Genomic DNA, 13,811 nt, shown 5'->3' on the forward strand with positions numbered 1-13,811 from the left:
CTATAAGGCGATTTTATAAAAATAACGGAGATGCGTTTTATGAAGATACTCGTTATCGAAGATGATCGTGAGACGGGGCGTTATCTCGAAAAAGCTTTTTTGGAAGCGGGGCATTCGGTTGATGTTGCCTATGATGGGGATACTGGATACGCCTTAGCTGAAACGGAAAACTACGATGTCATGGTTATTGATCGAATGCTTTTACATCGTGATGGTCTTTCTATTATTTCTGAATTGCGTGCTAAAGGCAATGAAACACCAGTGCTCATCCTTTCGGCCTTAGGGCAAGTGGATGATCGTGTGGCGGGTTTGCGTGCAGGTGGGGATGATTATTTGACAAAGCCTTATGCTTTTTCTGAACTTCTTGCCCGTGTTGAAGTATTGCAGCGTCGGAAAAATCCTAAAGAAGCAGAAACAGTGTATTGTGTAGGCAATCTTGAGCTTGATCGGTTAGCACATACAGTAAAACGGGGTGACAGAAATATCCTCCTGCAACCACGAGAGTTTCGTCTCCTTGAATATTTGATGCGATATGCTGGTCAAGTTGTGACACGTACTATGCTTTTGGAAAATGTCTGGGATTATCATTTTGATCCGCAAACAAATGTCATTGATGTTCATATATCTCGTTTGAGAGCAAAAATTGAAAAAGATTTTGATGTCTCCCTTCTCCACACTGTACGGGGAGCTGGTTATATGCTGAAAGCACCAGATAAAAAAATATGAATCGTCTGCTCAATATTATGCGTACAACAGCCTTAAGGCTTTCAGCACTTTATATTTTATTATTCGGGTTGGTTGCAACAGGGCTTTCTCTTTATATGACGGATTTTTCTGCTTCGTTGCTAACAGAACAAACGGAGCAAGCTTTACATGAAGAATTAAGATATATCGAAGATGCTTATAATTATGGTGGGCTCCCTTTATTAATCCGCACGATTGATTATCGTTCTCGTCAACCAGGTGCTTTTCTTTATCTTGTTGCTGATCCTATGGGGCGTATTTTAGCAGGCAATGTTGCACGTATTGAATTAGGACTTTTGAATCATAATGGCTTGATTGCCAATTCCTTTTTATATTCACGTTTTGGAGAACATGGCAAAACAAGTGAACATCGCGCTTTGGCAATTGTTTTTGATTTACCCAATGGTATGAAGGTTCTTATAGGACGAGATTTAGACGAGCCAGAACGTTTTGCGGCGGTTATTCGTAAAGCAGTTATGATTGCTCTTGTTGCAATGGTTGGAGGGGCTTTACTCATATGGTTTTTTGTTGGGAGGCGAGCATTACAAAGGATTGATCATGTCACAGCTGCCTCACAGCGTTTGATGGAGGGAGATTTCAGTGGGCGGCTACCTGTTTCTGGAGTAGGGGATGAGTTTGATCGATTATCCGCTAACCTTAATGTTATGTTAGATCGCATTGAAGAATTAAATATTGGTTTGCGTCAAGTATCTGATAATATTGCTCATGATTTAAAAACACCACTAACGCGCCTTAGAAATCGGGCTGAAGAAGCGCTTTCTGGGCAAAAGACAAAGCTTGAATATCGTCAAGCACTTGATACTGTTATTGCTGAATCAGATCAACTTATTCGTACTTTTAATGCGATTTTGATGATCTCGCGTATTGAAGCCAGCAGTGCAATTGAGCATCTTGAGGTTATGAATATGAAGCTGATCCTTGAAGATGCCGTTGAACTTTATGAACCTTTTGCTGAAGAATCAGGTGTTGTGCTTCGGTTAGGGGATACATTTGATAAAGAGCTGAAATTAAATCGTGAGCTTATTGCACAATCGATTTTTAATCTTATTGATAATGCGATTAAATATGCCCCTAAAGATGGAAGGGAGGCAAAGGTTTTCTTATCGATGGAATATCGTGGGGAGCGTTTGTTGGTTGTTGTAAGCGATAATGGTCCAGGAATTGCAGCGGATAAATGTGAAAAAGTAACAGAACGCTTTGTTCGCCTTGAAGAAAGTCGTACACAGCCTGGTTTTGGTATTGGTTTAAGTATCGCAAAAGCTGTTATGAAACTTCACGGAGGTGAATTGTTACTTGAAAATGCCAATCCAGGGTTGAGGGCTGTTTTATTATTTCCTTAAAAAATATTTCTGTTTCATAATTTGATATATTGATGACTATTTTCCCCTAGAGTATAAAGCAAGAGAAAGAAGCGAATATGTTTTTCAAGGGAATAGATGAAAAATACTTTTTTAAAAACACAGCTTCTCCCCTTATAGACTCTTGATAACAGAGGCTCGCGATGGATGAAAGAAATTGAAGAACAAGCAAGAAAAGAAAATTGAGAGTCACTTGTTTCCTTTATTGCAGATAAGGAAAAGCAGATTAAATTTATAAGTGCGGTGATGATCTTATCATCTTTGTTATGTGAAGTTTTAATGGACAATCCACCTGATCTGAGGTCCTTATTGATAGAGAAACAATGCTAAACGAAATTATAGATAACATTGTGCTTATTGATAAGAGTTATACACGAAACGTCACCAATGATTGCTTTAAAGCGCAAAAGACGGGAAGCACATGTTCTCATTTCTTTAGCTGATTTAAATGTGGTGTTTTACTTAATATAACATATTGATTTATAATGATAATCTATCGTTATTCATATTGAATTAGAAGCTTGGATACAATAAGATTCTCTCATTTCAAATCTGTTTATGTTGCATCAAACAAAATCATTCGCTTGCACGTCAAAAGCGGGATCAGTATGTGGATAAAATTTGTATAAGAAAGGACTAAAAATAGCCCTTATGAACCGTCTTAATGCAAGGGCTGTCGCAACATTGGGGGCTGGCAAATATAACGATGGTGCCGGCTTGTTACGAAGCCTCGTGCGTTTGGTTGACAGGTTTGGAAGAAGCTGCATTAGGTGTAGCTCTACGTTTTCTTTTAAGTAAAGTACATGAACATGGTAAAATAAATTTGTTAAGCCGTAAGAGTGTAGAAAAAGATTGTGGCTTAATCGTTTTAGGAATGGAAAAGTTAGGGGCAGAAGAATTTAATTATTCTTCTGAGATTGATCGTATTGTTTTCATTGATGAAATGTCATCTCGTATTGAGAATCTTTCTGAGAGCATAGATTTATTTTCTAAAATGCTACGTCTATTAATCCGTATCATTGAAGAATGTGCTGGAGAAGGATATGTTTTTCCTCTCGATTTTAGGCTTCGATCAGATCCAAGTTGAACTCCTTTGGCTTTACCAGTAAGGACTGTATTGTGTTGTTATGAGGGGCGTAGTCGAAATTGGGAGCGAGCAGCTATGATGAAAGCACACCCAGTTGCTGGAGATAAGAGGATAGGGTTAATTTTCTCAAGGAGCTTTTTTCTTATGTATGGCGGAAATATTTGGATTACGCTGCTATTGCTGATATCCATTCAATTAAACGCCAAATCCATGCGTATAAAATTACAGTCAAATTGCGGCTTATGTCTATCATATACAGTTAGAAAGAGATAGTATTCGTGAGATTGAGTTTTTTGTTCAAACACACAACTCATTACAGGTGAGCGTTTTCTTCAATGCCGGAGACGTCAGACAGTTTCAATGTTAACAGAACTTTGCACGTTTGATTGGAACAGGGATAAAACGAGAAGTGGCCTTATAAAAAATTACAGTTTTTCATGAAATGTGAAACACTGTATTTAGATACTTACGGATCAATAATAGCATCTTTTCTCCAAGAACGTTTCTCAATTTACCAGTGTTGCCTAATGAAGAGGTAACCAAGAGAGGAACAGTTTTATCCGCAATTTATTAAAAGCGCTTTAGGTTGTTGAAAAACATTATGCGGTGTTGTTTGAGAACGAGCAAGAAATTGGTTTTAAAATTGGCAATAAGCCCTTTAGGTTTTGAAAGAGCGAGTGATATTTGTCGTATTATGCGCATACTCCGTTTTAGGTTTTATAAAGCAACACAATAGACGCAAGTGCGTGAGAAATTGACGTAATTAACATCTGCACTTTTGAAAGCTTTTAGCGCGACAAAACGGGCGAATGAAGTGATGTTATGTTTTGACAATTTTTTACAAGAATTGCCTTTAGAAATTCAGCTTTTTAGTCTTTTACAGTCTAATCCTTCTCTTTTAGATATGTTGGTAATTATCATGGGAGCTTCTCCACGTCTTGCAGAAATTATTATATGTACATCCCATGTTTTTGATGAAATGTTAGATACAATCATTTCTTCAGAATTGCCAATAAAAACTTACTTAGAAAAAACTTGAATGTTTTCTTGAAGATATTTTTTCTTATAAAGAAATTCTCGACCACTTAAGAGTTTTTTTCTGATAAGCAACATTTTTTGATGGGTATTCGAATGTTAAACGGCACAATGACAAAGCTGAAAGAGTTTCTATGGTAAATTCATTCTATGTTTTATAGTTTATTGAGAAAGGTGAAATGCGCTTTTTAAAATTTTTGGTAAATGATATTATTTATTAGCTTTTCCATTGAATGCGTATTGTGGCACGAGAGTGCTTATTCACCTAGAGCGCATATTAAATCAAATACATTTCATGAATTTAAGCAGAATTTAAAGGAGACTACAAAGTTTTTTCAAAAGAGATTGAGCAAGTATTTTTACGACATAAATTGAGATAAAATATCATGAGGTTATAAGTATTGTTTTCTACCACACTGATAACGAAACTATACTGGGAAAAAGTAAGACAGAAAGCTTGATGAATGATCTAGCCAACATCTTTTCAAATTTCAAAAATTGAGACGAAAACCTCTCACATAATATAGAAAATAAACTAAATTATAATAATGGCTTAAAAAGAGCCATTACAACATAGTTTCCTAAAAAATGCTTGTTATTTTCAAAAGAGATTTAATTTTTTCTATGACTGTATCATTTTTACTACAGATTTTTTGAAGAAAATATGAAAATATTTCATTATTACATGTCACATTAGCTTTTAGGGGAGCAATTATGACTACAAAATACTTAATCACAACTTCTCTTTTTTCTTTAACTTTAATTTCTGTAGTACAGGCAGCGGATGTTAGGATACCAGAACAGCCGGCATCTGTTGTACCTATTATTGCAGCTCCATCTTTTTCTTGGACTGGTTTTTACCTTGGAGGTCAAATTGGTAATTTTTCAAGTAAAACCCGTGCAAATTATTTAAGAGATGAGAAGACAGGGCAATGGTTTCCGATTGACAAGGAATATTTACCTAAACTTTCCGGTTTTATAGGTGGTATTTATGCAGGTTCCAATATTGATGTCGACAATGGTTTTATTGTAGGTATTGATACGGATATCATGTGGGTTAATAAAAAGGATACAAAGGAGGTAGGTTCACCAAAAGGGAGTCAAACTGAGGAAGCAGCGCAATCTTCAGAAAAATCAATGAGAGCGAAAGGTTCTCGAGAAGACCCTTCTCCTCCTCCTCCAGAGACATCTTCTGAAATTATCTATCATACTCTAAAACAAAAATGGGCTGGTGCTACACGGGTGAGATTTGGTGTCTCTATTGATCGTTTTATGCCTTATGTGGCCGGAGGTATTGCTTATACGCAGCTTCGTAGTATCTTTTCCAAGGATTCTGATATAGAAAAGAGAGCAATTAACCTTTCTGACTGGTTGGAAGATGAGAAAAAGACCATGATTGGTTATACTCTTGGAGGCGGTGTTGATTTTGCAATGACCGATAATATTGTTATGCGTGCGGAATACCGTTACTCAGATTTCGGCAAGAAGAAGTTCGTACATGATAAAGTTGAAATGCGCTATAAAACGAATGATTTCCGTGTTGGCGTAGCATATAAATTTTAAACTGTTTCACAATGAAATGATTTTAAAGTCCCATTTTCGAATGGGGCTTTTATTTTTCAGATATATGCTGGAGAATATTTCTAAAAAGAAAAATATCATCTTATTTTGAGTAATAGTCTTTTCTGTTTTGTATGTCATAAATATTTTGTTTAGATAACGAAATATGTTACAAATATAGAGCATTTTGTAATAGAAAGCTCGATGAATAGGATAGTAAATAGAGTTTGTAAAGACAAATTAATAGAAAAAATCTATATCAATATATTTTAAAACATTATCGAATAACTAATTTTTGAGTGTTTGATGATGAGTATAGAAATCAGATTCATTATAAAATCTGGAAAATACTTCATCTAAAATATTATTATCAGCTGTTATAAGAAATAGCACTATGAGTATAAGAATAGCCAGATACGGTAGCAACAAACAGCAGCATTATTAAATACACAAAAGATTTATTACAGATGCGAACAGCGCCACTTATTTTTGCACTGTCATCGATAGGAGCATCATCAGTGATATGAGCACGTTCATTCGCACAGGCATTATCATAAATTTGTGCATTATCTCCAATAATCACAGCATTGCTAACATATACATTAGATGTCAAAAAAAGCTTTTTACTTTTCCATACACGCGTGCATTTTGAAACACACGGATTTTATCACAAACTCAGCAATGACGTTTATATGATAGTTTTCTTTCCTTTTCGATAGAGTTATTAAGATTGCCTTTTTAACATTTTCAAATTCTTTTAAAGCGCGAAGGCGGTATAATAAATAACCGTCTCATGAAAGTTTCATTTATTCTTTTTTTGAGAGATTTTTTATGTTTTTCATGCTGTGCGGAATAATGTTTTGCCAAAAGATAACAATTTTTTGCGTTTTAAATAAAAAGATCTACGGAATTCGTTCTCATATGCTAGAATTCCATGCTTTAAGGTAATTATTTGGTTTCTTGCAGTCATAAGGACAAGTCCGTAAAGAGAATCCAGTTTTTCATTGTTTTATTTTATGATTTCATTTTTCAAACGATTAAAGTATAATTGAAAATGAATGATTGAGGAGACGAATTTCAGGCGGCTTCTCTTTTTTTATCGTGTAAAGAGTGTGATAAGAAAATTCTCTTGCTTTATTTCATTGAATCTATTCAAATATCAAAAAAGCGAAATGCTAAAAATTCTGCAACAGAGAATATTTTGTCTAAAAAGCACATCAATAGGAGTGCTTTTGGTGGCAAAGTCTCATAAAGGAATTTGTAATATAGCATTAGGAGAGAGTAGAGAACAATTATTACGAGAATTTACGGCACGTTTTTCTGATGTACGAAAAGTGGATGATGATTATACATTTGAGAGGGAAATTGCCTATATTGTCGCAATGATAGAAACACCGAAGTTAGCAAAGAAATCTGTTTTTTCTTTAGATATAAATGGTACAGTTTTTCAAAAGAAAGTATGGTCGCTCATATGTGAAGTACCCTGTGGTGAAACAATTTCATATAAAGCATTAGCGCAATGCATTGGTATGCCAAATGCTTTTCGTGCAGTTGCGAATGCATGTGCAGCTAACGAGTTAGCATTAATCATTCCTTGCCATCGTGTGGTGTGTAAGAATGGATTTATTTCTGGATACCGCTGGGGTATTGGGCGGAAGAAGATTTTGCTACAACGAGAAAAAGGTGAAGGTCTTTAAAACACATTTAACTTTGTTGAATTGGCATTGTAATGATGACGGTTGTACCTTTCATTTCTTTAGAGATAATTTCAAGTTTCCCTTTATGTAGCTCTAGCAAGGAGCGTGAAATGGCTAACCCGAGACCTGATCCAGTATGGGTTTTTGTGAGTTGATTTTCAACTTGTTCAAAAGGTTGCCCAAGTTTTTTTATTGCTGATTGAGGAATACCAACACCTGTATCTTTAATCTTAAAGATAAGATTATTTTTTTTCTTGAAAGCACACACATCAATACGTCCACCAGCAGGTGTGAATTTAACCGCATTAGAGATAAGGTTAAGGAAGATCTGTTTCATGGCACGTCCATCGATTTCTGCGTGGAGTTCTGGTGCAATATTGGTTGTGATAGAAATATTTTTTTCTTGTGCTTGTGGTGCGAGTGTTCGTGTTGCTTCGCTAATAATTGGCTCTAGATCACTATTTTTACAATCAAGGGTAAATCTTCCAGCTTCAATTTTGGACATATCAAGGATATCATTGATAAGGGTTAGAAGATGGGCTCCTGAATTGTAAATATCATGCATATATTCTTTATAGCGTTGCGATCCAAGAGGACCAAAGGTGGATTGCAACATGATATCTGAAAAGCCGAGAATAGCGTTAAGTGGAGTGCGCAATTCATGGGACATATTTGCTAAAAATTCTGATTTAGCTTTATTAGCACTTTCAGCGCGCTCTTTTTCTGCTTTCAGACTTTTATTCAGTTTTTCCACTTCTGTTGCACGTTGTTGTGCACTGCCTCGAGCACGTTTGAGTTCTTGAATGAAAGAAAAAAGCCTTCTTTCACTGTCTTCAAATTTTTCTTGTTGTTGTTTAAGTTCAGAAATATCTGTACCAATGCAAACCAGTCCTCCATCTTGAGTACGCCGTTCATTAATTTTAAGCCAACAACCATCTGCAGTTTGGCGAATACTGGTTAGATTCCCAGTGCCATCATCTTTGAGAGGATATTCATTGATTGCTGGGCGAGCCATGGCTTCAACGGTTGCACGTTGGATTCCTGATTGTAAAACCTGTTTAGGGATAGCGGCATATTCGCAAAATTTGCTATTTGACATAACTAAACGCTCTTCTGCATCCCATAATACAAAAGATTCTGAAATATTTTCAATAGCATCACGGATACGGAGATCAGCTTGCGCTGTTTCTTCTGCCAGTTGACGCTGTTCACTAATATCAAAAGCAATACCAACCAAATGGGGTTCTTCTTCATCTGTTACTTCCGCACGAATACGCATCCATACATAGTGACCATCGGCATGTCGCATGGGGACATTAATATCGATATGCTTTTTCTGACCACTCATCAATTCTTGCGCAAGATCGAAAAAATTAGCATCATTTGGGTTGATAATGGCGGTAATTTGCGAAATTGACAGCAGTGCATCTTGAGGCACATAGCCTAGCATTTCATACATTGCCTGTGACCAATAAACGCGCCCGCTCGCCATATTCCAATCCCACAGCCCACAGCGTCCACGCATCATTGCCATATCAATGCGATTTTGAATTTTTTCTGAAATTAAATCTGTCTTGCGTGCTCGCACAATTTGATTGTAATAAGTATAGAGGAGTGCTAGAATAACACTGCTAGTTCCTATAAAAAGAGTTATATTTAAAGAGAAAACTTTGCGCCATTCCATATAGGTATGTTGTTTCTTTTCGCTGATAAAGACGCCATATTGTCCATTTTCTGTTTGGTGAAATGAAGCAAGGGCAGGAACATCTTTTCCTATGGTAATTTCCATAATTCCAGCATGTTGTCCAAGAGATTGTAAGGCAATACTTTCAGAGGTAAAATCCTGTAAGGGTTTTTCTAAAATGATCTCTGAACTAGATGAAGCTAAAACAGTGCCTTTTTGATCGATTATAGCAATAATAGTATTGGGGCTAACAAGACCTTGATTGTATAAATTGGTCAGGATATTTTGCAAATGATCGTGAGAAAGAGGAGATCTTTTTCTTTTCTCAGGAGTTGCAAGTAGGTCACGATCAATTGTATTGCTGATATGAGAGGCTAACAAAGTAAGGGTAGAGCGTGTGTTGTTCTCAAGAGCATGACGCCACTCATAGATTGATACAAAACGAATTGTTGCCAGCACAACAAGAAATGCCATAATAACAAAGAGAACTGAACGTCGCAGCCACGGTTCAATCAAGAGAAGTTTTTGATAGGCTAAACTCAAAAGTAGAGGGATACGCTTTGTCCGTGCTTTATGATTTTGAGCACTTGACTTTGAATCAGCACACACCTGTGTTGGTGCACTATATGCATCCACTTCAGCCATTGCTCGTTCCTTTAATTATGGAATAATGCGTTTTAAAAACTGTTTCAATATTCATAGTAAAACCCCATAGGGTGCAATGAATCAAAACAGGAGTCCTCTGTCCAGTCTTTTTTTAAAAAAAGCTATTTTACTTTTATGGAATGTGGATTATGAAAAAAAAGAATTTCAAAATAGCCTATAAACAGATGGAAGTAACCTGTTTATAGGCTAATTATTTTCGCGTAATGCGTTGATATTATATTATCAATTATATTATAACATACTGATTATAAAATATTTTTATACTTTAAGCGAGCAGACGAGAGATAATCTCCGCCACATCACTTGACAATTGGGGGGCTTCTGCAATTGTTTTTAATGCGGTCTCAAATTTTTGTTGCCGAATGGGTTCTAATTGTCGCCAAGAACGCATCATGGTGAGTAATCGTGAAGCAAGCTGTGGATTTTTTCTGTCAATTTCCAAAATGATTTGGCAAAGAAAACGATAGGAGGCACCATCAACTCTATGAAAACCCGTGAGATTGTAAGAGGCAAAGACACCAATCAAAGCTCGTACCCGATTAGGATTATCTTGTGAAAAAAGCGGATGCTGCATGAGTTTTTGAACATGGTCAAGTGTTGATGCTCCTGCAACCATTGCTTGAATAGAAAACCATTTATCCATAACCAAAGGGTCATGTTGATATCGGGTTTCAAAATCATTTAAGGCGCTTTGCGCTTGCTCACTTTCGTTAAAGCGCCGGACTAAAATGGTTATACTAGCCATGCGGTCAGTCATATTATCAGCTGTTGCATATTGTGTGGCAGCACGGTGTGGCTTGGCTTCTGCTATGGAAAGATAGTCGAGTATTATATTCCGTAATGCTCGTTTCCCAGCTTGTGCAGTATTAGGTGAATAGGGTTCATTGCTCTCCATTTGCATATAAACTTTTGTGAAAAGCACTTGATGTGTATGTGCAAGGGAAGCTAAAAACTGATTGCGTACATGGTGAATATGCTCTGGATCAACATTTTTACCAATTATATGGGCAAGCTCAACTTCGCTTGGTAAACTTAAGCAAAATGCACGAAATTCTGGCTCAAGGCTTTCATCTGTAAGGATGTTTTCGATCAATTTTAGCAAAGCAGGAGGCATATCCTGTTTTTCTTGTGTTTTATCTTGAAGAGCTTGAATCAGAGCTTGCGTCATCAAATGGTTCAGCGATTGCCAACGATTCAGCTGGTTGTCATCTTTTTGTGCAAGAAAGATAAGTTCGCTTTCATTGAATGGAGTTTGTAGATTGATAGGTGCAGAAAAATCTCTTAGCAGTGATAAAACAGGTTTTTCGCGCAGTCCCCTTAATGTAAAGGTTTGCTTTTCCTGGGATAGAAGCATAATGCCTGATTGAATATCCGCATCAGCTTCATAGCTGAGAGATTGTCCATGATGTCCTAACAAACCAAATGCAATAGGGATAAGCATTGGCTTTTTTGTGTTTTGTTGTGGTGTTGCTGGAATATGCTGTTTTGCATGAATTGTTAAAATGCCATCGTTATAATGGTGATCAATTTCTACATGAGGTGTTCCCGCTTGTTCATACCACAACATAAATTGTGAGAAGTCTTGATGAGAGACTTCAGCAAAACAGGCAATAAAATCTTCAATTGTACAAGCCTGTCCATCATGACGTTGAAAATAGAGATCCATTCCTTTACGAAAGAGAGTAGGGCCTAAAAGAGTATGCACCATGCGAACAACTTCTGCACCCTTTTCATAAACGGTCGTGGTATAAAAGTTATTGATTTGGCTGTATTGACGAGGACGTACAGGATGGGCAAGAGGACCAGAATCTTCAGTAAATTGCATAGCTTTCAATGTTTTTATATTTTCAATGCGCTGTAAGCTACGAACATTTTGATCTGAAGAAAATTCTTGATCACGATAGACTGTTAAGCCTTCTTTTAAACAGAGCTGAAACCAATCACGGCAAGTAATACGATTACCAGTCCAATTATGGAAATATTCATGCGCAATAACGCGTTCAACATTCCTATAATCCTGATCAGTTGCTGTTTCAGGATCGGCAAGAACATATTTGTCATTAAAGATGTTAAGCCCTTTGTTTTCCATTGCACCCATATTAAAGTCGGAAACAGCAACGATATTGAAAACATCAAGATCATATTCGCGTCCAAAACGTTGTTCATCCCAACGCATGGAACGTTTAAGAGCATCCATTGCATAGGCTGCACGTTTGGTTTTTCCTTTTTCAACATAGATACCAAGTTCGATACGTCGACCAGATACAGTTATAAAATGGTCTTCTAACTTATCAAGATTACCACCAACAAGAGCAAAGAGATAAGATGGTTTGGGATAAGGATCTTCCCAAATGGCAAAATGATAATTATCTTCAAGAGTACCTGTTTCGACGAGGTTTCCATTGGAAAGTAAAATAGGGATAGTGTGAGAATTCGCTTCAATTTTTACCCTGTAGGTAGAAAGAATATCTGGGCGATCATAAAAGTAAGTAATGCGACGAAAACCTTCCGCTTCACATTGTGTACAATACACACCATTTGAAAGATAAAGCCCCATAAGTTGGCGATTGCTTTCAGGATTCAGTTCGGTAACCAATTGCAATGTAAAAGGAACAGCTGGTGGGGTGGTAATTTCTAAACGTGAAGGAGTAGCTTTATAAGCATTCTCAGATAATTCCTCACCATTAAGAGCGACAGAAATTAAGGTAAGATCATCACCAGAAAGGATAAGAGGTGTGAATTCTTTTGTATTTTGACGAGGTTCAATAGACAATATCGCTGTAACAGAAGTTTTTGTTGGTGCTAAACGGAAATGCAATTGTATTTTGGGAATAGTATAAGGGGTTTGTTGATAATCTTCTAAACGATAAATGGGGACGGTTGATTGTGGCATAATTTTTCCTGACGAGTATTTTAAAAATTAAAGAACTGAAAAAATGTTAATATTTTAAGAAAAGGTAAAGCTTAAGGGCTTACAAAAGGCTATCTAAACGTTTTTTTACTTCTAAAAAGTCTATCCATGTAAGTTTTTTTTGACTAGGCGTTCGGAGAAGATAAGCAGGATGAAAGGTTGGCATAACAGGGATTTTTATGTTGTCTTCGCTCTCATAGGTGTGCCATTTCCCTCGAGTACGGATAATTCCATTTTGCGCACCTGTCAAAAATTGTGTGGCAATACCGCCAAGTGCGACAAGAATGCGAGGTTTAGCTAAATGAATTTGCCGTTCAATAAAAGGGCGACATAACGTGACTTCTCTTGGCGTTGGTGTGCGATTTCCTGGTGGACGCCAGGGGATAGTGTTGGCTATGTAAACATTATTTCTTGTTAAGCCAATTGATGCGAGGATTTTATTGAGTAACATTCCTGCTTTTCCTACAAAAGGAAGTCCTTGTATATCTTCCTCTCGTCCTGGTGCTTCTCCTATGAGCATAAGCGGGCTTCCCGCTGTTCCATCTGAAAAACAGGTATTTTTTGCTGTTAATTTTAATGAGCAGCCGTTAAATGCGAGAAGAGCGGATTTTAGTTCGTCAAGTGTATTTGCACTTTTGGCACTTTCTATAGCGGAAAGTTCACCTTGCATAATAGTGGGGTGAAGCCATGTCTGTTTCTCTAACTTGATTGTTGGTGATGTTTGTTGATTATGAGAAACATTTACTGCTTGTGTTGCTTTTTTGTCTAAGCAAGCAGCTTGATTAAAGCGATCAATAGGCACATCTGTTAGAACAGCATCCGCACCACTTTCTTTATAAAAGTTTAAAAGTTCTTCATATGAGATTGAATATGATGTTTGATTTAGCATTTTACCTTTTCTAATGATCTATAAACAATAGACCAGACAACCTTATTCTTCAAGCTTTTGATGTGTTCTTTGGTAAATTTATATCTGAAACAATGATAGCCTTTTTTTGACAAAAAAGAAAAACTCTAAAATAGGGAAACTCGCAGTTTTGTGTATTCT

At 36.7% G+C, this 13,811-nt stretch carries 8 protein-coding genes and 2 pseudogenes; 6 read left to right on the top strand and 4 right to left on the bottom strand.

The genetic code is table 11. The features are described from left to right. The first annotated feature begins 39 nt into the window (after nt 1-39). The 5 genes and pseudogenes from PVV69_RS03300 (at nt 40) to PVV69_RS03320 (ending at nt 5,808) form a co-directional block, all read left to right on the top strand. Nucleotides 40-726: a response regulator transcription factor gene (locus PVV69_RS03300; protein WP_273756433.1), complete on the top strand. Its 687-nt coding sequence runs from the start codon at nt 40-42 to the stop codon at nt 724-726. Beyond that, nucleotides 723-2,105: a HAMP domain-containing sensor histidine kinase gene (locus PVV69_RS03305; protein ID WP_273756434.1), complete on the top strand. Its 1,383-nt coding sequence runs from the start codon at nt 723-725 to the stop codon at nt 2,103-2,105. The genes PVV69_RS03300 and PVV69_RS03305 overlap by 4 nt, the downstream gene beginning before the upstream one ends. A gap of 660 nt (nt 2,106-2,765) precedes the next feature. After that, a pseudogene (locus PVV69_RS10035) lies at nt 2,766-2,846 on the top strand (DUF4102 domain-containing protein); the annotation flags it as partial. After that, nucleotides 2,845-4,362 (top strand): annotated as a pseudogene (locus PVV69_RS03315) (bifunctional [glutamine synthetase] adenylyltransferase/[glutamine synthetase]-adenylyl-L-tyrosine phosphorylase); the annotation flags it as partial. The pseudogenes PVV69_RS10035 and PVV69_RS03315, both read left to right, overlap by 2 nt. Nucleotides 4,363-4,959: 597 nt before the next feature. Continuing rightward, nucleotides 4,960-5,808 (top strand): outer membrane protein, encoded by an 849-nt coding sequence (locus PVV69_RS03320; RefSeq protein WP_273756435.1) that lies wholly within the window; start codon nt 4,960-4,962, stop codon nt 5,806-5,808. A gap of 367 nt (nt 5,809-6,175) precedes the next feature. Here PVV69_RS03320 and PVV69_RS03325 read toward each other — a convergent pair whose 3' ends face one another. Next, a complete protein-coding gene (locus PVV69_RS03325; protein WP_273756436.1) occupies nt 6,176-6,418 on the bottom strand; it encodes a hypothetical protein in 243 nt (80 codons plus the stop codon). Nucleotides 6,419-6,977: 559 nt separating this feature from the next. Between PVV69_RS03325 and PVV69_RS03330 the strand changes: the two genes are divergently transcribed. Beyond that, nucleotides 6,978-7,502, top strand: a complete 525-nt coding sequence (locus tag PVV69_RS03330) for a methylated-DNA--[protein]-cysteine S-methyltransferase (protein ID WP_273756437.1) — start codon at nt 6,978-6,980, stop codon at nt 7,500-7,502. A 7-nt stretch (nt 7,503-7,509) separates the two neighbouring features. Here the strand turns inward: PVV69_RS03330 and PVV69_RS03335 are convergent, their stop codons facing one another. From PVV69_RS03335 to PVV69_RS03345, 3 genes are all read right to left on the bottom strand, one after another. Further along, on the bottom strand, nt 7,510-9,831 hold the full coding sequence (locus PVV69_RS03335; protein WP_273756438.1) for an ATP-binding protein: 2,322 nt from the start codon (nt 9,829-9,831) through the stop codon (nt 7,510-7,512). Between the two features lie 286 nt (nt 9,832-10,117). Then, a complete protein-coding gene (pepN, locus tag PVV69_RS03340; protein WP_273756439.1) occupies nt 10,118-12,745 on the bottom strand; it encodes an aminopeptidase N in 2,628 nt (875 codons plus the stop codon). A gap of 79 nt (nt 12,746-12,824) precedes the next feature. Continuing rightward, nucleotides 12,825-13,652 (bottom strand): uracil-DNA glycosylase family protein, encoded by an 828-nt coding sequence (locus PVV69_RS03345; RefSeq protein WP_273756440.1) that lies wholly within the window; start codon nt 13,650-13,652, stop codon nt 12,825-12,827. Nucleotides 13,653-13,811: the final 159 nt, after the last annotated feature.

Origin of the sequence: Bartonella sp. MM73XJBT (assembly GCF_028618465.1) — a bacterium.
Taxonomy (GTDB): domain Bacteria; phylum Pseudomonadota; class Alphaproteobacteria; order Rhizobiales; family Rhizobiaceae; genus Bartonella.

What these genes read in the sequence shown, in the direction of transcription:
- PVV69_RS03300 (WP_273756433.1), top strand. Translation starts at nt 40, where the DNA reads ATGAAGATACTCGTTATCGAAGATGATCGTGAGACGGGGCGTTATCTC.
- PVV69_RS03305 (WP_273756434.1), top strand. Translation starts at nt 723, where the DNA reads ATGAATCGTCTGCTCAATATTATGCGTACAACAGCCTTAAGGCTTTCA.
- PVV69_RS03320 (WP_273756435.1), top strand. Translation starts at nt 4,960, where the DNA reads ATGACTACAAAATACTTAATCACAACTTCTCTTTTTTCTTTAACTTTA.
- PVV69_RS03330 (WP_273756437.1), top strand. Translation starts at nt 6,978, where the DNA reads ATGCTAAAAATTCTGCAACAGAGAATATTTTGTCTAAAAAGCACATCA.
- PVV69_RS03335 (WP_273756438.1), bottom strand. Translation starts at nt 9,831, where the DNA reads ATGGCTGAAGTGGATGCATATAGTGCACCAACACAGGTGTGTGCTGAT.
- pepN (WP_273756439.1), bottom strand. Translation starts at nt 12,745, where the DNA reads ATGCCACAATCAACCGTCCCCATTTATCGTTTAGAAGATTATCAACAA.
- PVV69_RS03345 (WP_273756440.1), bottom strand. Translation starts at nt 13,652, where the DNA reads ATGCTAAATCAAACATCATATTCAATCTCATATGAAGAACTTTTAAAC.